The organism is Hymenobacter sp. UV11 (genome assembly GCF_004684095.1).
In the GTDB taxonomy this organism is placed as follows: Bacteria; Bacteroidota; Bacteroidia; order Cytophagales; family Hymenobacteraceae; genus Hymenobacter.
Map to the genome: position 1 here is coordinate 1 of NZ_SRII01000024.1, position 24,902 is coordinate 24,902.

The 24,902-nt window shown below is 56.3% G+C and carries 23 protein-coding genes; 12 read left to right on the forward strand and 11 right to left on the reverse strand.

The genetic code is table 11. The features are described from left to right. Nucleotides 1-250: 250 nt before the first annotated feature. The 3 genes from E4631_RS24385 to E4631_RS24395 all read right to left on the reverse strand — a co-directional run bounded on the left by E4631_RS24385 (nucleotide 251) and on the right by E4631_RS24395 (nucleotide 2,159). Nucleotides 251-595, reverse strand: coding sequence for a hypothetical protein (locus E4631_RS24385; protein WP_133660137.1), 345 nt, complete (start codon nucleotides 593-595; stop codon nucleotides 251-253). A 571-nt stretch (nucleotides 596-1,166) separates the two neighbouring features. Further along, nucleotides 1,167-1,556, reverse strand: coding sequence for an SMI1/KNR4 family protein (locus E4631_RS24390; protein ID WP_133660138.1), 390 nt, complete (start codon nucleotides 1,554-1,556; stop codon nucleotides 1,167-1,169). Nucleotides 1,557-1,754: 198 nt separating this feature from the next. Further along, a complete protein-coding gene (locus E4631_RS24395; protein WP_133660139.1) occupies nucleotides 1,755-2,159 on the reverse strand; it encodes a hypothetical protein in 405 nt (134 codons plus the stop codon). Nucleotides 2,160-2,443: 284 nt separating this feature from the next. Here E4631_RS24395 and E4631_RS24400 point away from each other — a divergent pair, with 284 nt between their 5' ends. The 3 genes from E4631_RS24400 to E4631_RS24410 all read left to right on the forward strand — a co-directional run bounded on the left by E4631_RS24400 (nucleotide 2,444) and on the right by E4631_RS24410 (nucleotide 7,861). Next, a complete protein-coding gene (locus E4631_RS24400) occupies nucleotides 2,444-4,705 on the forward strand; it encodes a DNA methyltransferase (protein WP_133660140.1) in 2,262 nt (753 codons plus the stop codon). A 370-nt stretch (nucleotides 4,706-5,075) separates the two neighbouring features. Then, complete coding sequence (locus E4631_RS24405) at nucleotides 5,076-5,546, forward strand: DUF3828 domain-containing protein (protein ID WP_133660141.1); 471 nt, start codon at nucleotides 5,076-5,078, stop codon at nucleotides 5,544-5,546. Between the two features lie 707 nt (nucleotides 5,547-6,253). Beyond that, nucleotides 6,254-7,861: a peptide chain release factor 3 gene (locus tag E4631_RS24410; RefSeq protein WP_133660142.1), complete on the forward strand. Its 1,608-nt coding sequence runs from the start codon at nucleotides 6,254-6,256 to the stop codon at nucleotides 7,859-7,861. Nucleotides 7,862-7,983: 122 nt separating this feature from the next. Here E4631_RS24410 and E4631_RS24415 read toward each other — a convergent pair whose 3' ends face one another. Together E4631_RS24415 and E4631_RS24420 are read right to left on the reverse strand one after the other, a co-directional pair. Further along, on the reverse strand, nucleotides 7,984-8,331 hold the full coding sequence (locus E4631_RS24415) for a hypothetical protein (protein ID WP_133660143.1): 348 nt from the start codon (nucleotides 8,329-8,331) through the stop codon (nucleotides 7,984-7,986). Continuing rightward, complete coding sequence (locus tag E4631_RS24420; protein ID WP_133660144.1) at nucleotides 8,331-9,152, reverse strand: ParA family protein; 822 nt, start codon at nucleotides 9,150-9,152, stop codon at nucleotides 8,331-8,333. The genes E4631_RS24415 and E4631_RS24420 overlap by 1 nt, the downstream gene beginning before the upstream one ends. Nucleotides 9,153-9,499: 347 nt before the next feature. On the opposite strand from E4631_RS24420, the gene E4631_RS27145 reads away from it, so the two are divergent. After that, nucleotides 9,500-10,147, forward strand: coding sequence for a DUF434 domain-containing protein (locus tag E4631_RS27145; protein WP_368028031.1), 648 nt, complete (start codon nucleotides 9,500-9,502; stop codon nucleotides 10,145-10,147). A gap of 115 nt (nucleotides 10,148-10,262) precedes the next feature. Here E4631_RS27145 and E4631_RS24430 read toward each other — a convergent pair whose 3' ends face one another. Continuing rightward, a complete protein-coding gene (locus E4631_RS24430) occupies nucleotides 10,263-11,639 on the reverse strand; it encodes a replication initiation protein (RefSeq protein WP_133660145.1) in 1,377 nt (458 codons plus the stop codon). Nucleotides 11,640-12,315: 676 nt separating this feature from the next. On the opposite strand from E4631_RS24430, the gene E4631_RS24435 reads away from it, so the two are divergent. From E4631_RS24435 to E4631_RS24450, 4 genes are all read left to right on the forward strand, one after another. Further along, nucleotides 12,316-13,011, forward strand: a complete 696-nt coding sequence (locus E4631_RS24435; protein ID WP_133660146.1) for a YafY family protein — start codon at nucleotides 12,316-12,318, stop codon at nucleotides 13,009-13,011. A gap of 82 nt (nucleotides 13,012-13,093) precedes the next feature. Further along, the gene (locus E4631_RS24440) at nucleotides 13,094-13,510 is read left to right on the forward strand and encodes a VOC family protein (protein ID WP_133660147.1); all 417 of its coding nucleotides are present in this window, start codon (nucleotides 13,094-13,096) and stop codon (nucleotides 13,508-13,510) included. 415 nt (nucleotides 13,511-13,925) lie between these two features. Next, nucleotides 13,926-14,411 (forward strand): hypothetical protein, encoded by a 486-nt coding sequence (locus E4631_RS24445; protein ID WP_167797047.1) that lies wholly within the window; start codon nucleotides 13,926-13,928, stop codon nucleotides 14,409-14,411. A 225-nt stretch (nucleotides 14,412-14,636) separates the two neighbouring features. Then, a complete protein-coding gene (locus E4631_RS24450; RefSeq protein WP_133660148.1) occupies nucleotides 14,637-15,074 on the forward strand; it encodes a hypothetical protein in 438 nt (145 codons plus the stop codon). A 342-nt stretch (nucleotides 15,075-15,416) separates the two neighbouring features. Here E4631_RS24450 and E4631_RS24455 read toward each other — a convergent pair whose 3' ends face one another. From E4631_RS24455 to E4631_RS24465, 3 genes are all read right to left on the reverse strand, one after another. Then, the gene (locus E4631_RS24455; protein WP_133660149.1) at nucleotides 15,417-15,626 is read right to left on the reverse strand and encodes a hypothetical protein; all 210 of its coding nucleotides are present in this window, start codon (nucleotides 15,624-15,626) and stop codon (nucleotides 15,417-15,419) included. 305 nt (nucleotides 15,627-15,931) lie between these two features. Then, entirely contained in the window at nucleotides 15,932-16,861 is a 930-nt protein-coding gene (locus tag E4631_RS24460; RefSeq protein ID WP_133660150.1) for a DUF3667 domain-containing protein, read from the reverse strand. A gap of 252 nt (nucleotides 16,862-17,113) precedes the next feature. Next, the gene (locus tag E4631_RS24465) at nucleotides 17,114-17,626 is read right to left on the reverse strand and encodes a hypothetical protein (protein ID WP_133660151.1); all 513 of its coding nucleotides are present in this window, start codon (nucleotides 17,624-17,626) and stop codon (nucleotides 17,114-17,116) included. 191 nt (nucleotides 17,627-17,817) lie between these two features. On the opposite strand from E4631_RS24465, the gene E4631_RS26135 reads away from it, so the two are divergent. After that, complete coding sequence (locus E4631_RS26135) at nucleotides 17,818-17,982, forward strand: hypothetical protein (protein ID WP_166648276.1); 165 nt, start codon at nucleotides 17,818-17,820, stop codon at nucleotides 17,980-17,982. Further along, a complete protein-coding gene (locus E4631_RS24470; protein ID WP_133660152.1) occupies nucleotides 17,972-18,478 on the forward strand; it encodes a nucleotidyl transferase AbiEii/AbiGii toxin family protein in 507 nt (168 codons plus the stop codon). The genes E4631_RS26135 and E4631_RS24470 overlap by 11 nt, the downstream gene beginning before the upstream one ends. A 394-nt stretch (nucleotides 18,479-18,872) precedes the next feature. On the opposite strand, the gene E4631_RS24475 is transcribed toward E4631_RS24470, so the two are convergent. After that, entirely contained in the window at nucleotides 18,873-19,451 is a 579-nt protein-coding gene (locus E4631_RS24475; protein ID WP_166648277.1) for a recombinase family protein, read from the reverse strand. Nucleotides 19,452-19,453: 2 nt separating this feature from the next. Further along, nucleotides 19,454-20,023 carry a hypothetical protein gene (locus E4631_RS24480; protein ID WP_133660154.1) on the reverse strand — a complete coding sequence of 190 codons (570 nt, stop codon included), beginning with the start codon at nucleotides 20,021-20,023 and terminating at the stop codon, nucleotides 19,454-19,456. Nucleotides 20,024-20,528: 505 nt separating this feature from the next. Here E4631_RS24480 and E4631_RS24485 point away from each other — a divergent pair. Then, entirely contained in the window at nucleotides 20,529-21,029 is a 501-nt protein-coding gene (locus tag E4631_RS24485; protein WP_133660155.1) for a hypothetical protein, read from the forward strand. A gap of 370 nt (nucleotides 21,030-21,399) precedes the next feature. Continuing rightward, complete coding sequence (locus E4631_RS24490; protein ID WP_240735221.1) at nucleotides 21,400-23,724, forward strand: ATP-binding protein; 2,325 nt, start codon at nucleotides 21,400-21,402, stop codon at nucleotides 23,722-23,724. Nucleotides 23,725-24,902: the final 1,178 nt, after the last annotated feature.

The window sequence follows — 24,902 nt, forward strand, 5'->3', positions numbered from 1 at the left end:
GAAACTACGGCCGGTGGTCCGGCCGAAACTACGGCCGGTGGTCCGGCCGAAACTACGGCCGGTGGTCCGGCCGAAACTACGGCCGGTGGTCCGGCCGGGTTCGCTGCGCGAACCCGGCGCTTTTACTTCCTACTAAGACAGACGTAGACGCACGTTAAAGGACAGGGCTGCATAACGTTTATCAGTCGGTCGTTTGTAACACGTAAAACGGCTTCACCTCAGCTAAGCCACCTTTTGCATGAACGCTGTGCTACTCGTCTCCTGAATAGAGCAACATGGTGGTCAAGGTGTCGTGGGCAAAAATGAAATAGTGATTGGCATTTTGTTCACTGGGAACGACCTCGACGGTATCGCACGGTGTGGACGGAGCCCCAATCACACGCAGAAAGGCGGCTTTTGACATGCCCACTTCCACGCCCGGATACACCACCAGCGAACGGTCCCGCACGATTGCTTCTCTCCAGTACGGTACCGAACGGGCGGGATTCGATGGGGTAAAGCCTCCAAACGCCAATTCGCTGGTGCCAGCCCGCAGCAGGTACACCGTATCGATCACGGTCGGGTCTTGCTGGTTCGGTTCCGTGGTGTAGCGCAAGGCATAGCCACGGGGGGCGACGTGCCGCAAGCCAAAGCGGGCCATTCCCCGCGTATCGACTAAGTTGTTAGACACGGTGTCGTTGACCACCGTCTGTTTACACCCGTTTCGGGGCACAGGCCGGGTGTTGGTTCCCGGCGCTTGGGGATGTTTGGGTGCTTCACTGCACGCTGCGCACAGAAGTCCTACTGTCGGAAGCAGACGCGAAATCCAGAACATAAGGACAAAGTAAGGCTGCTTTCGGGGAACGGTAGGAATCAACTCGGCCCTAAGTGGTTAGCCGGCTCCTATAGCAGGAGAGGAGGCAAGAAACTCGGCTACGATTCGAAGTTTACAAAATGGCTCGCTGGGAAGGGACGAGCTTCGTAAACGCCTAAATTAGCGCCTGTTTCCTCGCCAAAGTACCATGCTGGCCGCAGCATCCAACCGGGCTGAAACCTACCACTTTTCCCAGACTTGTCCGAGATGAAGTATTACGTAAAGAGATAAAAACCGGAAAATAGAGGGAGACCCGATGAGGTCTTCTTAGCAATGCAATCCTATTTTACAGTAGGCTATTGGTCTGCACTAGTTAACTAAAAGAAGCCAGAAAGCCACTAAAATCGGGAGCTACAGGCAAAGCTTCTTCTGGACTATAGCCAATCATATCAAATTCGACTATTTCACCCGTCAGATTGAACGCATACACCGTGTTTCCTCTGTCGGACGCGAAAATGGTACAGTCCAATGGTCCACGGTTGGTTTCCCAATCTGTATTCCAATCCACCAGTTCCTCCAAGGAAAAGAGCGCTAGGTAGCCTTCGGGGCCGATCGGGCCCTCACCCCCATTATGCTGTTGCATAAAAGCCAGATACTCTTTTGGAACCGGCTTAGTGAGCAAATGAGACTGCCGAGCATATTCAGCAACCGGCAGAGGCGCGTTGAGCTCAAAATCGCTTCCAAGAAGTGCTGGCAGTGTCATAAGTAAGAATCGATAGAAGCAGGCCGATGAGGATGCTGAGTCATTTTCTAAAGGAACGTTTGTCAAATGACTCAGCCTAATAGTCAGTTGTTGAAGAAGCTTCTAGCTTCTTCAACAACTGACTATTACTCATCACAGGAGAGTTTAAAACCGTGCTGTATTAGCGGATGTCCGGCTGTTTATCAGCGTGCTTCAGTCTCAATACTGACAATAGAATACGCCTTCTATTCCTAGAGAACGTTTCACTTCCTTCGCTGTAATGAAGTTCAATGTGTGAGTGGCTTTCATATAGGAGATAATGTAGCCCGCCTTGATGGTCCCAAGGGTTACATTGACCGACATCATCGTTTCCTCCTCTTCAGGGTGTGGAACTAGCATGTAATCATAATGCGCTGGTCGAGCAGGATTCAATGCATGGAGGCTATTGAGAATGCGGAATACCGTGCCTTTCGGAAAAAGACGCTCATCTGAGATGGTTGCTAATGGCACTAATTGCTTGACCATAAGTTGCTGCTTGACCATAAGTTGCCTTTTTAAGGCTGAAGTTAGTAAGCATTCAAGTAAGAAGGCGGCTCCGAAAGTCGCACCTTTCTGACGCAGCACTTTTCGGCTTGTTCAACCCTCTCCACGCGCTGGGAACGCACTCGTGGCGGACTTTCTGAGCCACTTGCTCGGGCAGGGCCTTTTTGAGCCTCCAGCTACCTACTTCTGGTACGTTAGCAGCAATAGGCTGAGTACAGTAGTTGTTCAGGCTGGTTTATTCAGTGGAATGACCGTTCTGACAACTTCTGTCTCTAGCCGCCCTTTAGAACACCTCCCCGGCGCGGCGCTGCCAGAACCGGTGCCTGGCGACTTATCTTCCCCTTCCTTCTTTTCGCCTGCCCGCCATGCCCCTGCCGCCCGTTGACCCCGCCGACCGCCAAGCCGCCGAGCGCCTGGGCCACTTGTTTGACGGCCTACGCGCGGCCGGCTTTGGCGACTACCCCACCCAAGACCGCGCCCTCGAGGAGTTGCTGGTGCGCGTGGTCTGCTGCTGCTTCGCTGAGGACACGGGCCTTTTTGCCGCAGGCCAGTTCCGCCACTTGCTGCAAACGCACACGCGCCCCGATGGCACCGACACCGCCGCCTGGCTGCACCTGCTGTTTCAAACCCTGAGCCAGCCGGCGGCCGCCCGGCCGCCCACGCTACCGCCCGAGTTGGCCACGTTGCCGCACCTAGGCGAGGCGTTATTTGGCAAAGTGGTGCCCCTGCCCACTTTCACGGCCGAACTGCGCGAGCGGCTACTGGCCTGCACGCACGGCCCCTGGGCGCACATCTCGCCGCCCGTGTTCGGCGCGCTGTTTCAATCCCTGCACAACGCGCATTATCGGCAGCACCTGGGCGAGCACTACACGCCGGAGGCCCAGGTCTTCAAGGTTATTGGCCCGCTGTTTCTGGAGGAGTTGCGCCAGGACCTGGCTCAGGCTGGCCACGATGCCGCCCGCCTCGACCGCCTGCACGCCCGCTTGGCGGCCCTGCAGCTGTTTGACCCCGCCTGCGGCAACGGCGCCTTTCTGGCGGTGGCCTACCGCGAACTGCGCCTGCTGGAGCTGGCATTGCTGCAGGCCCGCTTTGGCTCAGGCCTGCCTGTCGACGGTTTTGCCCCCTTGCCCCAGGTAGAGCTGAGCCAGTGCGCCGGCCTGGAAAGCGACGCCTTTCTGGGCCGCGTGGCCGAGTTGGTCCTGTGGCTGCTGGACCAGCAGTTGAATCAGCGCCTCGCCGCGTTTGGGTTGCCCACCCACCGCTCGCCCTTGGTCAAAGCACGGCAATCGGTGCGGGCTTACTTGCCGGATGACAATTGGGCAAGCGGGCTGCCGCCCGTCGATTACTTCTTTGGCAACTTCACGGCTAGTAGACAGGACGGCCAGCGAGGCTGGCTTCTGGGTCGGCCCAACTGGGGCGAGTCCCCCTGGGGCGGCGCGGGGGCCGTGCTGCGGGTGGCGCGCTACCTGACAGCTGAGCCCAGCGCCCGCGCCGCGTTTTTGCTGCTTAAACAGGCTACGCAGGGCGCACATAATGCCACTATCTGGCAGGAAATGCAGCACGAGTACGGCGTGGTTATTCAGTTTGCCCACCGCCCCTTTGCTCGTAATCTTTTGCCCGATGGCCGGGTTTATGAACGCCATTTAGCGGTGGTGGTGGGCATTGGCCGGCAGGCCGCGCCACTGAAACAGCTCTTTGCCTACGATACGGCGGTAAGCGAGCCGCGTCTTACGCTGGTGCCCCACATCAACCACTACCTGCTGGCCGCCCCCGATGTCTGGTTTGCTCCCCGGCTGCAGCCCCTGGCCAACGTGCCCCCGCTCGCCTTCGGCAGCTATCCGTCGGCAGAGACTTACGTGCTGCTGAACGAGGAACAGTACCGGACGCTGCTGGCCGGCGAACCGGCTGCTGCGCCCTACCTGAGCCGCGTGCTGCCGGTCACCTTTTTTCGGGGGATCCCCTCCCAACGGGGCGCAAACCTGCAAGCGGTGCCGGCCGCCGCCTGGGCCCACCTGCCCGCGCTGCGGGCGCTACGCGACGCCGAGCACCAGAGCCGCCTGGCCCGGCTCCAGCAGCTGCTACCCGAGGCGGGTGCGCAGCTGACCAGGCGGGTGCCTGCGGCCATGCCGACCGGCAAGTATGTGGCGCTGCCCCTGGGTGTAGATGAAGATGCTGTCTATCTGTCGGCCGCTTACGTGGCCGCAAAGGTGCTGCCCGGCAGCCGGGTCGAGTACATTCCACAAGCCACGCCGTATCTGTTTGGGATGGTCATCTCGGCCATGTTCAGTGCCTGGGTGCGCCAGCTGTGCGGCCGCTGGAAGTATGGCTACGAAAACGAGGGCCTGTTAACGTACCACAACTTCCCTTTCCCCGCGGCGCCCACGCCGGCCCAGATGGCCGCGGTCGCTACCGCCGTGGCCACCGTGCGGGCGCAGCGCGGCCCGCACCCGTCCCCCAGTCCGGTGTATGATTACTGGATCAACTATCTCTCGCCGGAGCGGGCCGCCGCCGCCGCTCAGCTCGATGTAGCCGTCGACCGCTGCTTTCGCCCCGAGCCCTTCACCACGGAGCAGGAGCGGCTGGAGTTTTTGTTGGCGGCCTACCAGCAGCAGGCCGCCGCGCAGTAGCCGCCCGGCTAATAGATGCCGCCGACTTGCTTCACGCTGCCTAAAAGGCCTACACACCGGCAGCGGTGCGCAGGCCTTTTAGGCAGCTCATTTGCCGTAGTTTACGGACGGTAGCGTATTGCTAAACAGGGAGATCGGCCAGCTGGGCCCTCCCATATTCGACCGAATAACGGGGGCTGAGTGACGTTCGAAAAACCCAGCTCAAAAGGGCGCTAAAACCTGTATTTTTAGCGCCCTTTTGAGGGAATAGAAAGTCATTCGGAAAACAGTAATTTTCGGAACAAGGCGCTAGCAATTCAATAAAACGACCCTTTGGCTGAATCAATCTAGTAAACCATCGCTGGGCTACAAAAACAACCATACACGACGGATGAAGGCAAAAATTCTACGGTTTCTACTACTCATTGGCTGCCTGTCAACATCCCCTTATTATGGTGTGCAAGCACAAAATACCTCCACTGATAGGCAGGCAATCGCGATGCTTAAGGAATTTTATGTCGCGTATATCACTGCGTCTTCAGAGCCTCCCACGACGGATGCTTTAAAAAAACTAGCTGCCCTTCCGAAAAAATATTGTACGGCCGGTTTGCTGCGCAAAATCAACGCGCAATACCAACAGGGGCACTTAGATGCTGACCCGTTTACACAATCACAGGATGTGGATTTGTCCTGGCGCAACACCTTGGTAGTGCGCAGAGATGTAAGAGGCGCAAACTTCTATTCGGTCACTTTAGGGGATGATATCTCCCGTTTTAAGGTGGTCATTCAATTGACCGTCCTTAAGCAAAGCAATAGTTTCAGAATATCATCTATCAGAAGTTTTAAGTATAAGAATTTTTAAAATATAAGCATACTAAAATAAATATTTATTTTCTTACCCTTCTAGCTGCTGCTTCGCACCAGGTGCCAGTGGTCCGTTGCAGGGCGGAACGAGTGTAGGAAACTCGTCTACGAATCAACGTTTACGAAATACTCCGAAGGGACGAGTTTCGTAAATGCCTACCCTTCCAAGAAACGCTCGTTTCCTGGAGGGGTCGGTGTCCTAGCATTGTCAACGCTTCAGGACGAGGCTTTTTCTTGGCCCACTAGAAGGGCGCCAATGGGTTGCTCAACTGGTCACTAAAATGTACGCTAGCCTCCAACAAGTGTGCTACTCATTACTTAAGGACGACTTAGCACCTTAACAGTAGCGCGGGCTACCCTGGCTGAACGGCCCGGCCGCAACTTTTTTCGGCGGCAGGCGCATTAATTTTGGTGGGCCACCTGCTTTTGCGCCGGCAGGTACGCACTCTCCATAGACTAGGCATGTTCTGTTAGCTAGCCATCGGGCTGCTACCTGGTAAGCCGCCATACTTTCCCTCGCTAGTTGTTTCCGGCAGCGAATTCTTTTTCCGGATAGTGCCCACCGGCAGCCCGTAGCCAACCCATGGCTTCGCTCAACCGTCTGCTAGTGGCCCGACCCTATGGCGCCCTACGTGGGGGGCGCCACGCGCCACCCAACCCTGATTAGGTAGTTCCTACTGCCTGCGCTAGTCCCGTTTCCCCTTCATGTCTGTCTCTGCTGAAATCTCCCGCCGCCGCACCTTTGCCATTATCTCCCACCCCGACGCGGGGAAGACTACGCTGACGGAGAAATTCCTCCTTTTTGGCGGGGCCATCCAGACGGCCGGGGCCGTGAAGTCGAATAAAGCCCAGAAGACGGCTACCTCCGACTTTATGGAGATTGAGCGTCAACGCGGCATTTCGGTGGCCACGTCCGTCATGGGCTTCGACTACCAGGACTACCGCGTCACCATCCTCGACACCCCGGGTCACCGCGACTTTGCCGAGGATACCTACCGCACGCTCTCGGCCGTGGACAGTGTGATTTTGGTCGTGGACAGCGTCAAAGGCGTAGAGGCCCAGACCCGCCGCCTGATGGAGGTGTGCCGCCTGCGCCAGACGCCGGTCATGATCTTCGTCAACAAGCTCGACCGCGACGGCAAGCCGCCCTTCGACCTGCTCGATGAGCTGGAAGAAAGCCTGAAAATCCGGGTGCGGCCCCTGACGTGGCCCATCAACCAGGGCCGCAGCTTCCAGGGCGTGTACAACTTGTATAACAAGGAGCTGAACCTGTTCCGGCCCACCAAAACCACCCGGGCCGAGCACGTAGTGGCCGTGCGCGACCTGCACGCGCCCGAGCTAGCGGCGCACCTGCCGGCCGCCGACGTGCGTCAGCTGCGCGAGGACGTGGAACTAGTGGAGGGCATCTACGACCCGCTCGACGAAGCTGCCTACCGCCGCGGGGCGCTGGCGCCCGTGTTCTTCGGCAGCGCCAGCAACAACTTCGGGGTGCAGGAGCTGCTCGACACGTTCGTGGCGCTCGCCCCGGCCCCGAGTGGGCAGCCGGCCGTGTCGCGCTTTGTGCGGGCCGAAGAGCCGGCTTTCACGGGCTTCGTGTTTAAGATTCATGCTAACCTCGACCCGCGCCACCGCGACCGGATTGCCTTCGTGCGCATCGTGTCGGGGCGCTTCGAGCGCCACGCGTTTTACCTGCACACCCGGCTGGGGCGCAAGCTACGTTTTGCCAACCCGACCACCTTTCTGGCCAACGACAAGAGCGTGGTGGACGAAGCTTGGCCCGGCGACATTGTGGGCCTCTACGACAGCGGGCAGTTTGCCATCGGCGACACGCTCACCGAGGGCGAGCCGCTGGTGTTCCAGGGTATTCCACGCTTTGCGCCCGAGATTCTGCGCGAGGTCGTGAACGAGGACCCCATGAAAACCAAGCAGCTCGACAAGGGCATCCGCGAGCTGACGGAAGAGGGCGTGGCCCAGTTGTTTACGCAGCAGCCCGGCACTCGTAAAATCATCGGCACGGTGGGCGAGCTGCAATTCGAGGTATTGGCCTTTCGGCTGGAGCACGAGTACGGAGCGCGCTGCTCGTTCCGGCCGCTGTCCATCTTCAAAGCCTACTGGCTGGAAGCCGAGAGCCCGGCCGAACTGCGGGAGTTTGTGGCCCGCCGCACTAACAGCATCGCCTACGACCGCGACCAGCGCCCCGTGTTGCTGGCCGACAGTCAGTGGACGGTTAACGCCCTGAAGCAGGGCAACCCAGCCATCAGCTTCCTTGCCTGGAACGAGCCCCAGGAGCAGGTGCAACAGCTAGCTTCCTAGCTTGCGGGCGCACCGTACTCCTTCGGCCTTTCATTAGCTTCAAAAATCAACGTTTCTGAGGCTACTGAAAGGCTGGTAACTCTTTGTATAATAGGCAATAACCGCAAAGTTATATCCGTGATTTACTCATCATCATCAGCGGGTATATCTCGCTGGCTATCGGGATAGCGAGACAGGTATTCGGCTAATGCTTGATTTAGAATCCATGTCTTTGATGATTTACTTCCGCGCCGCCAGTAACTAAGCTGGTTTAATCCACGCTCATTTTCAGCGGTCAAGTTGAAGGTCATCTTATGCGCTGCCTGTCCTTTTGAGGTGCTTTGAATAGCCTGTACTGCTGGTGAAGTAACAGTAGGACTAGCCGAACCTTGAAGCGGACGGGGTGGACGCGGAGGAACGTTAGTCAGTAAATCATCCAAATTTCGCGGCGAACTAGCCGCTGTTTTGGGAGGCGTTTTAGAGGTAGCCATTAGGTAGTAGTAGTAAGATGAGATTCTAGCGCGCTTATCAGGTCGTCTGTAAGTGCTCGGTAATCAAGTACCCCAGCTGCTTCAGGAGCATGCAATTGAGCTGGTATTGCTAATCGTTGGGCGGTCCCCAAGGCTTGATTATCGCGCACGGCAGGCAGAATCTGGCCTGGGAAGAGTTGCGCTGCGGCGGCTACTATATCCTGGTGCAAGCGACTAGGCTTGTTGGAATTAAATTGTGTAAAGAATACACCTAGTAATTGGAGACTGGGATTCATCGCCTCTTGTACTCTATCAGCCAATCCAACCAGGCGCTTTACACCATCTAGTGAAAATCGCTCAGGACGGCTCGGCACCACGTAAAATCCTGCTGCGCACAAAGCCAGCAGTGTTTCGGTATCAAGTGAAGGCGGGCAGTCTAGGATTGCATAATCAAATCCGCCGGCCTCAGCTGCTAGAATATCGCGTAATACGTTGCGGTAGTCTTCTCGCTGCTCTGGCAACTGCTTGGCATAAGCTCGCAACTCAGGCCCAGTACCGAGCAACCAAAGTGTGCCCATGGTAGTGGGTACTACCGCATCTAGTAAGCCACCACCCGCCACCAGCACCTGCCCTGTGGTAGTACTTAATTCTTCTTGGGTCAGTGCAGCAGTAGCATTGCCCTGCGGGTCGAGGTCAATTAATAGCACCTGGTAGCCACGGTTTGCTAGTTCGCCAGCTATATTCAAACTAGTAGTAGTCTTACCTACACCGCCCTTACTGTTAGCTACAGCAATGACACGAAGTGGCGGCTTTTCTACCATGGGAGGTTTCTTTCTCTTCATTAGGTCACTGGTTTGTAAGCGTTTCCGCTGAACTGTGCGCCGAAATTAAGGCTGGTTCTACCATATCAGCAAGTATAACGGGCATAAGTATACAGGCTTGTTCTACCCGTCGATACGGTTTTACCATACGAAGCAGATTGTATGGTGTGTACTGCAGAACCGTATCAACCATACAATACGGTAAGTGTGCTTTAGGGATTTGCTGGGGAGCGGAGATTGACGAGGGAGTTCTATGCTTTACCGCACATCTTGCCGCCGCTTACATCTTACCCCTAATTCATGCGCCCTGCCGATACTCGCCACCGCGGCCCGCATCCGACTGATGACCGATTGTTCGCCCCCAATGGATACCACTACTAAAGCGCGCTGTTGGAGAGTTATCGTGGCTCCTAACGCATGGATATCCCCTGGCCAGTACGTTGAAACTGGTAGGTGACCGCTATACCCTGACTGAGCGCCAACGTTGGGCCGTAGGCCGCGCTGCTTGCACTGACGACCAGCGCACTCAACGTGCGGCCACACTGTTGCTTCCTGGCAATCTTGAAGGACAACCTGTGTCTATCGATAGTTTCAATCTCATCATCACGCTCGAAACTGCCTTGAGTGGTGGTGTGGTGCTACGTGGCCGTGATGGAGACCTACGAGACCTATCAAGTATACACGGCACTTATCGAGCAGTGCAGGAAACCGACCGAGCCATCCAATTAGCTGCCGCTGCGTTGCTAGCCATCTCCCCTAGCCCTGTGCGGTGGTTGCTCGATCAGCCAGTTTCAAACAGCGGCCGTCTCGCAGCTCGTTTGCGCGAATTGGGACCAACCCTTGGGTTGCCTTGGACAGCGGAGATAGTAATGGACCCTGATAAAGTGCTGGCTGAGACAACCGATGTAGTGGTAACCTCCGATTCAGAAGTACTCGACCGCGCCGGTAACTGGCTTAACCTAGCTGCTCTAACACTTGCATTAGAACCACCATCTTGGCTACTCGATTTAAATTAACCATACTATATGGCAGTACCATATTGTATGGCAATACCATCTGATATGGTACTGCCATACAAATTATATATAAATCTCTAAAGACTGATAATCAATGGTTTTAGCAATGGTTTTACTAACTCATTTGTTCTAAGAGCGCTACTTCTTTGGCAACAGCAGTAGCTAAATCCCGCTTATAATCAGCAGGAGTCTTGTATTTCGCTTCGGTTGAAGGTTCACGGAGCCAACGTAGACTGCCGCGAACATCTTCCAATTCAGTCAGCAGTTTCTGCTTGTTTCGTGCAGAAGTTAATTTAGGAACCGGCTTAGTCGGTGTAGGAATAGGAATAGCCAAAGACTTCTGATAGTCAGCCAGTAAGTAACCGTCTGACAAAGCCTTGAATACAGCACCAGCTTCTTTCTTTACTTTGCCAGCCTGGACCTTCTTGCGCACGGCAGCCAACACAAACCAGATGTACCCCTCATCGTAGTAACCTGCGGCCAATTGGCTCTTTACATTAGCTAAGCTCTTATTAGCCACTCCAATAGCTAGAAGCGCCGACTCCCAACCATCTGTTACGGGCGGCAGTACAGGCTGCTGTTGGCCGTTTGGTGGAAAGAAAAACCGTATCTCACTAACAGCTTTGCCCTGACGAACCAACTCATAAGTGAAAGGCATGTCTGTGTCAGCCAACTCCTGTTGAGCGCGGTCAAGAACGCGTACCTTAAAATTATCAAAACGGTCATACTCCTTCTCAAGACCGAGGATAGATTTCAGCTCTAAAAGCCCCATAGTTCGCTTACCAAAGGCAGCATATTCACGCAGTAGCCAGTAGATGCGATAGGAGCTAGCACTCTTCAATTTCAAGAGTTCAGCTAGTTGAGCTTTTGTGAAGTTATCACGCAGCTCTAACAGGTAGGGAATCAATCGGTCATTAAACTGGGCTTCCACTAAACCCTCCCCTTGTTTATATTCAGCATAAGCTAGCAACGGTAGCACGACAAAGTCAGGACGCTTTGAAGGCTTACCAGTCTCATCTAGCTTCTCGATTACGATGGTGCGGCCTGTGAACTCCTTTAGCGTCTTGCGCACCTGGTCATACATAGTTTTACTCACTGTACCACCCATTATCTCGCGAACTGGTACCTGGCAAGGAGCAAACCCGGAATCCTGACGACTTACGCGGCTCAGTAGGCTTACGAAAAGCCTGGTTTCTATAGTATTGAGGTCAATACGGGCATTCACCAGTGCATTATGCTGCACTACCAATGGGTGGGGGGTAGGTATCGAAATGGATGTGCTAGGCATAGCTGGGTTGAGAAGTAACCGAAAGATAGCCGCAAAATCCCTAACTCCTACATTATTTTTAATTTGTAGGAGGTTAACCCCGTTTTTGTAGGAGCAAACGCCCAGTTTGACCCCGTTTTTGTAGGGACTTGACCCCGTTTTTGTAGGGACTTGACCCCGTTTTTGTAGGAGATGGACCCCGTTTTTGTAGGAGATGTACTCCATTATAAATTGAAAGACAGATAGTTACGAGACCCGTAAACTAAGTAAATAAGTAAACTTAAGTAAACTACTAGTTTCTTGAGTAGTTTTTGTTAAATTAATTGACTATTAGGTACTTACAAGCATACGTTGAGTTAGTTTTACACCAGGCGGCAAATTGAGTAATTCTATTGGTGTAAAAAATGCACATTATAATGTGCTGTATTATAATATGTTACGTCATGAGTGTATACTAGTAGTGTCAATTAACTCCTACAAAAACGGGGTCAAGTCCCTGCAAAAACGGGGTTGGCTTCTAAAGTAGGAATAACTTAATAAATTTAGGGAATTAACCTGTGTTTATTAAGCAGTAACTAACAGGCTAACAGCTTAGTATAAAATAGTATTCAACACTAATTATTGCGCTTATGCCATTATAAACTACTTAGTACACAGCGTGTTAGGGGGTAGTATTTATCATAATGCACGTTCTGGGACATTTTTAAAAGCTTATTGTGCCACCTGCTAATTTGCGCTGAAACGTCCGATGACCCTGTATCGAGCGGTGGAGGCATTAGCTAAGCGCCGGCTGAAGGCTGAACGCCGGCCACGGCTGAGCTGGCTGAAAGGGATGTCGTATGGGTGCTGTTAAACACCCGCGACTGCCTGCTAGGCTTGCTTAGCGGTTACCTGCTCGTTTATGAACCGTATTGACCGTCTCTTTGGCTTTGTTATCCTCCTGCAGGCGCAGCGCTACGTGCCGGCTGAGCGCATTGCCGCGCAGTTCGGCATCAGCGTGCGCACGGTGTATCGCGACGTGCGGGCGCTGGGCGAACAGGGGATTCCGGTGAGCTTCGAAACGGGGCGGGGGTACTTTCTGGTGCCCGGCTACTTTCTGCCCCCGGTCAGCTTCACCACGGAGGAAGCCAGCGCCCTGCTGCTGCTCGAAACCCTGGGGGCCACCCTGACCGACCGCTCCCTGCAGCCGCTGGTCGCCGCCGCCCTGCAGAAAGTGCGCGCCGTGTTGCGCCCGCCCGACCAGGCGCGCCTGGCACAGCTGGACCACGGCATGCAACTGGCCGTGCCCGAGTACCAGGAGCACTACACGCAGCACTTGGCCTCTATGCAAGCAGCCATTGCCGGGCGCCACGTACTGGAACTGGGGTATCGCGATAAGCAAGGCCGCGATACCCAACGCCGCGTCGAGCCTATCGGGCTGGTATTTTACAATTTCACTTGGCAGCTAGTGGCCTGGTGCCAGCTGCGGCAAGCCTACCGGCAGTTTCGGGTGTCGCGGGTACAACACCTCACGGTCACGACCCTGCGCTTCACCAATCCAGCGCCGTTGTCGCTGACCGCTTACCTGGCCAGCCTAAATCTACCCACCGCGCACTAATTTTTCAGCGGGCGGTTGCCGGCTGCCATAGGGTTGTCAGTGGGCGGGGAGAGCTTTGCGGCCTCCACTCACTTTCTGCTGTATGAACTTCACGTCCATTCGCCTCATCACGGCCGATGTCGAGCGCCTCGTCAACTTCTACGAGCACCTGTTTGAGCAGCCGCTCACCCGCCTCGCCCCGGTGTTTGCCGAGTTACGCACGGCGGGGGCCACGCTGGCCATCGGCCACACCAGCACCCTGGCCCCCTTCGGTGGGGAACAGGTCGCCACGGCTGCCGCCAACCACTCCGCCATCCTCGAGTTTCGAGTGGCCGACGTGGATGCCCACTACCACCGGCTGGCCGCTTGGCTCCGCGGCGCCCTGGTGCAGGCGCCTACCACCATGCCCTGGGGCAACCGGTCGCTGCTCTTGCGCGACCCCGACGGCAATCTGGTCGACCTCTTTACGCCGGTCACGGCAGCAGCTAGCGATAAGTTCGCCAGCCAGCCGGCTGAGTAGGGGTAGGCTAGTGTAGACAACGCGAAATAGGTGGCAACAGCCGTTTGTCACATTTTTTAAACGAACCTTGACAAAAGTGACGAGTAACCCTGCCCATTTTGCCCGGGCAAGACGAGCTTACGCTGGGGCAGCAATAGCTGCCACCCCTGCCCTCGTGCGTCGCCGCTGCTTCGCGCTTATACGTTGCTAATCGCCTTATTTTTTAGGGGCACGGCCGTCTTTACTTCTCACGCCCCCTAGCTGCCAATGCACTTGTAATTACCTTGTCCCCTAAAGTAGGCTTGCTCTCGTACTAGCTGGCAGTAAGTGCTTTGCTGGTAGCCCCCACCCCCTCCCTTACCTGATCATGCGAACTACCTTCCCCGCTTCCCAGTACCAGCTAAGGCCTAGGCTACTGGCCGGGCTGCTGCTCAGTATGCTACCCACCCTGGTGGCGTGTGAGCAGCAGCTACCTCTACCAGACCGCTCACCTTCCGTCCTCGTCACCACGACTACGCTTAAGCAGCCGAATGGAGCCCCCGTGAATGTGCACGTAGTCAATATGGCTAACTTGGCAATTGACCGAGCAAATCGGTATCAACGCCTGCTGAATACGCTGTCGAAAGAGCAGCAAAAAGCCCACCGGTTAGCCTTTCAGTTACTCTGCCAAACGGCTACCCCTACCCAGCGCGATCAAGAACGATTAGCCCAGATGCTGGGCTTTCGCAATAGGGCCGAGAGCGAAGAGCTGCTGACCCAAACCCGCTGGGAATACACCCTGCTCCAACAGGAAGATCCTGCCTACTTCGCTTTGAGTAAAGCGGAGCAGCTAGCTATTTACCAAGCGATCAATACTAGTAACCGCCTAAACGGAGGACCTACGTTCGTCCGACCAACTGGCAGCCCTGCCGAAGCGAGGTGAGCAAGCGGGGCGGGTAGGCAACTACCCGGCGGCTACTTCTTGACTAGCAGCAAGCTACCTCCCTCCAGCCTTTCCTCCTAAGCCGTCGCTCGCCCGTACCGGTATACGGCGTGGTTGCGCGCCGGCCGTCGCGGGAGAGTGCCGGGGCTCGGCTACCCCCGCCAGATGGTCCCTGCTGCGCCCCACGCATATAGGCAGGTGGTTTCCTTTCTGTTCTCCGCGCTCATGGCCGACTTCCCTGCCCACGCGTTCTCCCTGGAGTACCGCCCCGACTTGGGCCTGCTCATCGGGCGCTGGCTCCAGGACGTGCCCCCGCCCGCCTTGCAAGGCACCTACGAGGCCATGCTCACCGCCGCCCAAGCTCACGACAACTGCCGCTTCTGGCTACTAGACTTGCGCCGCCGGCCCGTAGCCGGCCCCGACCTGAATGAGTGGTTCCGCGACCAGTTTTCGCCCCGCATCGCGGCCGCGCTCGACGGGCCCTTGTTCACCACCTACCTGGCGGGGCCGCATCAGCGGCCCCCGGCGGAGAGCCCGGCCATGGAACTCTACCTGCACCGCGAAGCTGCCCTCAATGCCTTTCCCCACCTGTTCGAGGAAGAGGCAGAAGCCGTCACCTGGCTGCGGGCCGAGCCGGCGCGGGAAGGTATCCTGCGGGCCTAGCGCGACCTTACGTCTGCGGGGAAACGAAGCCCGTGAGCAAGTAGCGCCCCCGTTCCTAGCGCTAAAAAATCGGGCCGAGGGGTCCTGTCCAAAAGCGGCTCCTTCCAGCGGCGAGAGGCTAGCCTTCGAGTCACCAAAATAGGGGGCTACATAGCCAAACAGGCGGAAAAGACGTTAATTAAACGTGCGTTTAATCGATGTTATATGCTCGGCTATTACCTGCTGTAAACAGTCGTTTACAGCAGGTAGAACGGCCTCTGCCTTACTTGAGCCACCGTTTCAGTGAACCGAAGCGGGCAAGCCCATCTGCACGGCACTAGGCCGTACTTCATACGTGTCTTCTTAGCGCGGACTGGCGGGGTTGGCCTTTTGTTTTTTGTGCGCAACCGAGGCGAAGACGCCCAAGACCGCGCCCCAAAAGCTCAGCTGCAGCCCCAGCTTCGCCAAGGAGTGGTTGCGGCCGGAATAGTAGCCCGCCATAAAGGCTCCGGCCAAGGACAGGAGTAGGCAGAAGATGGCAACAAAGTAGAAGAAGCGAGAGGGGGTTTTCATCGGGATTCGCAGTCGGTGGTATCGTGGGAACAAAAAGGGACCGAGGCCGTGGATTTCTGCTGGCAAATCTGGCATTCGGACGAGCCTTGCAAGATACCTAGTTTCGGGTATTTTTAAAGTGCTGTCAGTCAGCCAAAGGTCAACTAAACACTACCGATACTTTCTGTTCCTACGCTAGTACTACCCCTTCAAGGAGCACTTCCCACGCTTGAAGTTGAAGGCTTAGTTCGCCTGTTTACCGCCTTATCGTACTGCTCAGCCTAGTTATTAACGCAACCCCTGCTAGAGACTGTGGTTTTGGGCCGCTAGCGCATGGCGGCCGTCGGCGACTTTTTCGGCGCTGTGTGGGGCCTCAACTCTGGCCGCTCGTGCAGTACCTGGAACGTGAGCACGGCGACGCACACCACCGCCGCCAGCAGCAGCACCCCGATTTGCAGCAGGGAAATGCCCAGTGCCCGGCCGTAGCGCCGCGCCGCCGTGAGCGCGGGGGCGGCCAGCAGCAGCTGCGCGTTTACCCAGAGCGTATAGAACAGCGTTGGGATATAAACCAGCTGCGAGGCCAGCTGCAGGAACGCTCGGTTGCCCACCAGCAACGCGGGTAGCAGGATGGCCAGGTTGAGAACGGTGAAGGTGCCGACGATGAAGGCGTTGGCCAGCAGCACCTCGGCGTAGTTGTAGCCCGCCCGCCGCAGCAGCAGCCACGCCACCAGGGCGTTGAGCGGCATGAGTACCAGTTGCATCAGGTAGGGGTGCTTCATGACAATGGAGAAGTAGCGCTCTATCACCACCGCCATCAGCCCCTGGGATGGTGAACCCGCCCCGGTGGGCTGCGACGACAGCATGGCCTGTTGCAGGTCAACCTGAAAGGCCGACATGACCAGGGCCGCCAGGCCCACCAGCAGCAGCAGGTAGCTCACGGGGCGGAACTGCCGGGTGCGCTGCCCGGCCAAGTACCCGCGGATGGTGAGGCCGGGGCGCGTCAGCATCTGCCAGAAGGTAAAGGCTAGGCCCTTGTCCACGTGCCAGACGGAGTGGGGTAGGTCGTGTAGCAGCAGGTGCTTCAGGGTGATGCGGTGGGTGTCGGCCGGCTGCCCGCAGTGGGCGCAGAACCGGTCGGTCAGGGCCGCGCCGCAGTCGAGGCAGGCGTGCTGGGCGGGCGGGCCGCCACCCGGAGCCGATTCCAAGGCCTCGGCGGCCACCACCGCCGTCAGGTGCGAGGAGTAGTCGAAGGACATAAGCGCTGAGTATTAGAAGGAAAGCCGGGTAGTGTCGGGCACCGCAATATCGACAGCGGCGCGCAAAGGATTGAATAATGAAGCTATGGACCAGCAAAATTCCACGCCAGCCGCGTCCCAAAACAGGGCCGAAAACCACCACTTTTCCGAGGTGGTGGGTGTAAGACCGATTATATTAAGTGGCTTTTCTAAGGAACCAGAGGGAAAAGAAGCCGCTCGCTACCTTGCCCAAAATCCTATTATTAACCACTCTCACAATCTCTGTGCAGCTAAGTCGCTCGCTAAACTAGCTATCTTAAGCTTGTGGTGTCGCCGCAGGTATTGGACATCTGCTAGCGTGTCAATCATCAGTTGCCAATGGTAGTAATTGATGTATTCTAATACCGCAAAGCCGTTGGCCAATATAGCTAGTGAAATTCTGGTGGTGAGCGTAATATGCCATCCTAATAGCAGGCCCTGTAGTATGCATACCAGCGGCATGAGTCCAAACAGCCAATGGGTGACTCTCTTAGCTCGATGAAAAAATGCTAGCTGTGCTACTTCTTGGATAGGCTGATTTAGCAGGCGAGAAAGTTTCACCTGCCAATAACGCTGGCCTTGAAAAAGTAAATAAGCTATCAGCACTAGACCATACAAGAGCAACACGACACTACGAATAGGGTAATCTATAGTAGTATAGATGGTTAGGCCGCTGAAAACATATACAAATCTGCGTTCAGTGGTGTAGAGGTAACGTAGCCGACGAATCAGATTGGGGGAAGTCATGACTGCAAGATGCCAACGATTGCCTATCAACCAATGACAGACGAGCTTGTCACGTTTCTTAAACCAAGGTCCAGAAAGCGTGACAGGGAGCGATCCCACGTCCGGGAACGTGACACGTCCCACGCGTGGTTTGCGTAGTGAGTATCTTTATCCCCGGTGCTGGCCTGGTCGCCGGCGTACCCCACCTCCTTATGGCAAAGCTGACGCGCCACCCAAGTTTTCAGGCCTTAAAAGCAGGCCCTTCCCCGGCCCGCATCTCGGCGGTGGCGCGCGAACAAGCCCATGCCGCGTTCGAGGAGTTTATCCGCCAAGCGCAGCACGCACGCGCAAAGCCCCGTGCTGCCGATGAACGATAGCCTGGTGGACCACCTCCTGGCCGTATGCCAGGTGCTCAACGACCACGGCGTGGAATACCTCACGGTGGGCGGGACGGCGGTCGCGCTGTACGGCTATTACCGCCTATCCATGAACCCCGCTGGCGTGGTGGTGGACAAACCCGATGTGGATCTGTGGTACAACCCCACCTACGGCAATTACTTTAAGCTGCTCCGAGCCCTAGAAGCGCTTGGGCAAGATGTAAGCGCCTTCCGCCAAGAACAAGCGCCTAATCCAAAGCAGTCGTTTTTCAAGTACGAGTTCGAGCAATTCACGCTGGATTTGTTGCCCGAACTGAGAGTTACCTTGTCATTCGGGGCCTCGTATCGGACCCGGGAGGTGCTCACGCTGCAGGACGTGGTCATTCCATTGATTAGCTTGGATGATTTGCTTGCCGACAAAGCCGCGACCGCGCGACCAAAAGACTTAGTTGACATCGCGCAATTGAAAGCGAACCAAAAAGGAGGTGAAAAATAGGGCAAGCACCCTCCGTTCACTAGAAGGAGCGTTTTACGTCGCGAGTCGAGCGGTGAGCCCGACCATCTGCTTTTCGAACCTATCGCACCGACCTAAAGCTTGACGCTGACTGACGAGCGCATCTTTTTCCACTCCCGGCACCTTGCGCGTTTCAACCGCACTGCTAGGCAGTGCCGTTCTGTTCGCCAAGACCAAATGATTGTCTCAATCCACTTGTCCGGTGGGGGTTCCCACCGGCCAAAAAGGATGACAAATGCGCTTTAGGGGGGAAAAGACAGTTTCTCAACGACCGTTTAAGAAAGAGCCGCGCCACCCGGCGTGAACTTAACTTGCGTTCTGAGTGAATAGAGGCACTTTTTGCTAAAAAGCCGGCAAAAAGGGCGGCAGACAGGCCCTATTCAGCCAGGTATTTGGCCACGGTACTGGCCGAAATGCCCAGATTTTTACTGATGGCATAATTCGAGAGGCCGCCGCCTTTGAGCCGGCGAATCTGCTCGATTTGCGCGGGACTCTTGCCGGGCGTGCCGAGCTTGACGCCGGCGGCCTTCTTCTTGGCCAGCGCGGCCTTGGTGTTCTCCGATATCTTAATCAAGTCCTGGGCGGCGATGGTGGCCAGCATCGAGACAATTACGTCGCCAAAGGGGCCCAGCGAGTCGAGGTAGGGCTCGGTGAAGGATTTGTAGTGCACCCCGTGGTCTTTGAGCTCCTTCAGGTAGCGCAGGGTGGCCAGGGCGCCCTCGCGGCTGAAGCGGTCCAGGCGCCAGAACACCGCTAGGTCGAACTTCTGCTGGTAGGCCTCGAGCAGCAGTAGCTTGAATTCGGTGCGGTCGGCCTTGCCCCCCGACTCCTGATCAGTGTACACCTTATAGATGGTGCCGTGCTGTTCGGCGAAGGCGCGGAGCTGGTGCAGTTGGTTCTCGGTGTCCTGGCCTTTATCCTTCGTTGACACGCGGGCATAGATGGCTACTTTCACTTTTATAGTTTGAAATTATTATTACCTAAAATACCATTTCGTATATCCTGTATCATTGCTTGCCAATCAGCAAAAGCTATTACTTTGATATGAGGGGCATTCAAATCTGAACTGTATTGATGCATATTTCCATATACCCCCTTAGATTGATAGAAGAAAAAGTGAAACTCATGTGCAGCGATAAAGCTAGGCCTATCAGATTTATAATCCCTTGCTATAAGCCAATTTTCTTCTGGCTTCTTATTTTCTAAACAAGTGGTTATATCGTAAGGATATTTATCTTGAAGACTCAAGCCTTTGGCTTTAATCGCAAGGCTATTCCACTCATATGATATATGCAAATCAAGCTGTTGCCTTAATTCTTCCTTGACATCTTCTGGTAGATTATAATTAGGATAATGCTCATTAGAGTTAGCAACTCGCCAAAATATTGAGTACGAAAATAAATTAAATATATACGAATTAATATTAGGCATATTTATCATTCCTAACTTATCAGATATATCTGTAGACTTAGGAAATTCAACTACGCGTGACGGATTTCTGTATAACTTAAAAAATCCGTTTGCCATATATCTCTCAAGTAGCCCGAGCCTTGCCTCGCACTCAGGGCACATAAGATAATTTTCTTTCATCGTGCTCTGTGAAGGTTTACTGAGCCCCCTTCTTCCAGGCTTAAACATCAAAAGGTGCTTCCTACTCAAGCGGGAAAGCATTTCTGTGCTCAAAAAGCTAGGAATCAAGTGTGAATTGGTTTTTGTTGCCTCCCTTGTACGACAGAGAAGACATAGGTCAGTTGGATTGCGTGGCATTTTTATGGAGCAACAAAGCAGTGGTACACCTAAGCTATAAAGCTACCAGATACCCATCCAAAAAACGGTCTCTAAAAAGGCCCCGAAAAACCTGCGTTTTTCGGGCCGCCAGGGCACTCTTCTAATTAGTCCAGGAAACGAGCGTTTTCTGGATGGGTAGGAGTGAGGGTAACGCCAACTGATTGTTCAGCAAAACGAGCGTTTCGCTTCCGGGCCCACTAGTGCGCTACCTTTCATTCTTAACGCACCTGCACACCTCTGCCAAATGGTCCCCTTTGCAATTACGCCCCTCACGCACCTGTACGCGTTGCGGCATCTATTGTATTCCTTGGGGGCCCTGGCCATCCTCTTGCCCCTGAAGGGAGCCATGGGGGTGCCGGTTGGTTTTGTTCTGTTAGCCCTGTCCCCGTACCTCGGCCCTGGGCTTTACGTGTATGTGGCGTATTACTTGCGCAACCGCCACACGAGCGTCGCCGCGTTTGAGGACCGGCTAGAGGTCACAGAAAACGGAGCAATGCTCGTCCTGCCGTACGGGGAAATGGAGGCCGTTGAGTTGCACGCCGCCGGGGGCGTGTATCGGCAAACGGACTGGGAAAATTTTGCTTTTCAGTCCTACCATTACCTGAAAATCCAGTGCCACGGGCAGACCCATTTCGTGACCTCTCTATTGACGAATTCTCCGCTGGAAAAAGCATTCCCGCACTTGTTGGGGGCCACGGCCGCACGCTACACGCGTCACAAACGGTTCTTGGCGTACCTCGATTAAGCCGACTAGGTGGGCTGCCTTCCACCCTGTTAACTCATGCGATTATCTGTCCATTAAAACGGTCCCAGCCTTAGCCATCAAGGGCTCAGAAAGTAAGGCGCGACGCGAGTGGCTCAGAAAGTCCACCGCGAGTGCGTTTCCAGCGCGTGGCGGGGGTGTCGGAAGCCGAAATAGGGCGGGTCAATATGGTGCACCTTTCGGGGCCAAGTGGCAGGAATCTACGGTGGCTAGTTATTAGGTTATCCCTACCTGCCCTTGCATAAGCCAAAAAGATAGCGTCATCGGCCTAGGATAAGTGTTAGCCGGGTAAGCGCGCCCTTACATTTGAGCCTCAACAAACTACGGGTACTGACTTCGTCTTTGGGCTGCCATGTTCTATCCACTCTTTTTTTGCCGCGTGGTGGCTGGTCTCGTAGTCGGGCTCCTGCTGCTGGGCCGCCAACCAGCAGCGGCGCAAAATCCGGCAACCGCCCGCTACCGCTACTGGGAGGCTGACCCCGATTCCCTGCGGCAGGTGCTGGCCGGGCAGCGGGCCGATTCGGCCCGCCTACGGACGCTCATGCACCTGGCCGATGTATCCCCCCTGGTGGGGCTGGAGGCGGACCCCACTGCGGAGGAGACAACGGAAGCGGCGGCGCTCAGCGTCCGGCTACAGCGCCCTGAGCAGCGCGCGTACCGCTTGCTGGCAAGCGGAAACCGGCTGCTCACAGCCAAAGACATAGCTTCCGCGCTCGACACGCTGGAGGCCGCCGTGGGCGCTTTCGACCGCCTGGCCCGGCCCGTTCCCTTGTTGCTGTCGGCCATGCGCGTGCTATTCAACGACCTGAACCGGCCCGTGGCCCGCGAACGCTACTACCAGGCCAAGCTGGCGTATTATGAGCAGCGCGGAGCCACCGAAAACCTGGCTCCTTGCCACCAAGTCTTAGGCGGCTACTACATGTACCGGGGCGACTACAACCAAGCCCTGAGCCACTACTTGCAGGACGTGGCGCTCTATCGCTCCTTTCATCGCCCTTTCTCCTACCGACAACTCCTTCCGGTCAGCAGCCTCTACGCCGAGTGGGGCAACCCGGCCAAGGCACTGCAGTACATCCAGCAGGCCGTGGTCGGGCTGCGCCGCCAACGCGGCGACTGCTTTTATGCTTATAAAACCATGGCCGAGGTGTGTATACAGCAGCGCGACTACCCGGCGGCGTTGCGTGCGCTCGACCAAGCCCTGGTTCCTCCGAAACACACCAGCTACCCGTTAGCTACCAAGCAGGTCTGCGTTGCTACGCTCCGCGCGGCGGTGCTCTTGGCTCAGGGCCACCTCGCCCGGGTCCGTCCGCTCCTGCAGACAGCCCAGCGCCTGGCCGATTCACTGCACTTTCCACTGACATCCGCGAGCGGTAATTTGGAATTGGATGCGACCTGGGCGCGGTATTACGTGGCCCAGGGCGACGCGGGCCGGGCCGAACTGCATTGGCTTTCGGCCTACCGCCAAGCCCAGCAACGCCACAGCACCCCGTTGCGCTTGAGCTACCTACGCGAACTCACCCGCTTTTACCAGCAGCGGCACCAGCCCGCGCCGGCCGTCCGGTACGCGGTAGCGGCCTTGGCGCTGGCCGATTCGCTCGACACGAACGAGGGAGCCTTGCACGTAGCCCGCTACGAAATCGAGCAAGCCGACCGCGCCCAGACCCTGCGCATTACCGGCCTGCGCCTGGCTCAGGTGCAGGATGCCGCCCGCGCCCGCCGCCAGCGCCTGCTGCTCGGGGCCACGCTGGCGGGCCTTGCCCTGCTAGCGGGCCTAGGCTTCGTACTCTGGCGCGCCAACCGCCAGAAGCAGCGGGCCAACGCCCTGCTGAGCCAGCAGAAAGCCGAGATTCAGGTCCAGCGCGACCATACAGCGCAGGCCCTGACCAAGCTGCGCACTACCCAGACGCAGCTTATCCAGGCCGAAAAGATGGCCAGCCTGGGCGAGCTCACCGCGGGCATTGCCCACGAGATTCAGAACCCGTTGAACTTCGTCAACAACTTCGCCGACGTGTCGGCCGAGCTGATGGCCGAATTGCAGGAAGCCCTGGCCACCAGCGACACGGCCGAAGCTACGGCCCTGGCGGAGGACGTGACGCAGAATTTGGGCAAGATTCACCAGCATGGGCAGCGGGCCGCTGGCATCGTGCGCGGCATGCTCGAGCACAGCCGTGCCAGCACCGGCGAGCGTCAACCTACCGATATTAACGCCCTCTGCGACGAGTACCTGCGCCTGGCCTACCACGGCTTGCGGGCCAAGGACAAAAGCTTCAACGCGGAGCTGAAAACCGATTTTGCGCCGAGCTTGCCAGTAGTGGAGGGGGTAAGCGCCGACCTGGGCCGGGTGCTACTCAACCTGTTTAGTAACGCCTTTTACGCGGTGCAGCAGCGCCAGCTGGCGGGCGAGCCCGGCTACGCACCTACTGTGGAAGTAGCGACCGAGTGGGCCGGCCAGCAGGTAATGGTGCACGTGAAGGACAATGGCACGGGCATGAGCGAAAGCGTGCAGCAGAAGATCTTCCAGCCTTTCTTCACGACCAAGCCCACGGGCGAGGGCACGGGCCTGGGCCTCTCGCTGGCGTATGACATCATTGCGCAAGGCCACGGCGGCAGCTTGCGCGTGGAGAGTCAGGCCGGACAAGGCAGCACCTTTCACGTGCGCCTGCCCGCCCTACCGTAGTCGCGAGTAGGCCTCGCAAGTAGGGTTTCGCTAACGCCTACCCTGCGGGCTACCTGGCGGGAATGACTGAGGCAAAAACGGCTGGGTGGATGTTGCAGGCAGCACGGTTAAAAGTTACTGAAAAACAGCTGCTTACACTTGAATAAAACCCCTAAAGGCTCGTCGCTACTTGCATACTCTAGTTCCCGCTTTTGTTCAATTACATAATACGGCTACCCGGACACACCTCGGAAAAGTGTTAGGATTTACTCCTGTTATTCGACCGCCAAGAATTAGTACTTTAGCAAAGTAAGTGTACCTCTCTATATCGTTGACAAACACGCAATTTGCAGTTTGCTTCCTCAAATTTTGCCACTATCTTAGTTGCTCCAAAAGCTAACTCCTTGTTCCTCATATGACACCTGCTACTGCCACCCGATTTAATCAGCGAGGTCTCATCGGCTTTGTGCTCATTATCAGCTCCCTGATTTTAGCTTTTGTTTTTCGGCGTAGTAGTTCTTGGCCTGGCCTAAACACGCAGTGGGTTTTGCCTTGCGTCTACAGCATGGGTATGGTGGGCACTGCCTTTGCCAGCAGTCACATTCGGCAGAAAGATTTTGCGCAGATGAAAAGCGAGTTGATGGGAGTAGCAACCTTACTCATGTGCCTTCTGCTCAGCTGCTTTCACTAGACCATTCTAGCTACTCACTGGAATAGTATCGTTTTACATGTTGGAAACGACCCTTTACAGCACGTAAAAAGCCGTTGTGAACGCAGGCTAAAGGCTGACGTAGCGACGTTGTCTGACTCCTTGCTGCCCTTTTGTAGCTGGCGCCGGGTCATGGGCGGGGGGAAAGACCAATCGGCTAGCGGCGGGTGCGCTTGCCGGGGTCACCCGCTAGGGGGAACGGCAAACAACGGTCAGGCATCCGGCGCTCGCGGGCCGTCTCCGAAAACGGACGCTTACTCGGGGAGCCGGGGAGCGCCCAAGCCGGCCGCTAAGCGGCTGCTAACCGGGCGCGTTCGGCCCGCTTAGCACGCCATGGCTGCTGCTAGGCAAAGGGGCCGGCCTGCGAAGGCAGCCGTTGCGGCTTGGCGTCGGAGGAGCGTACCAGCAGCCTCCCGCCCGGAAGCGGAAGTAGCTGCGCAAGGCCGGGTGGCGGGGGCGGCACGCAGCCGAGGAGACGACGCGTCGGCAG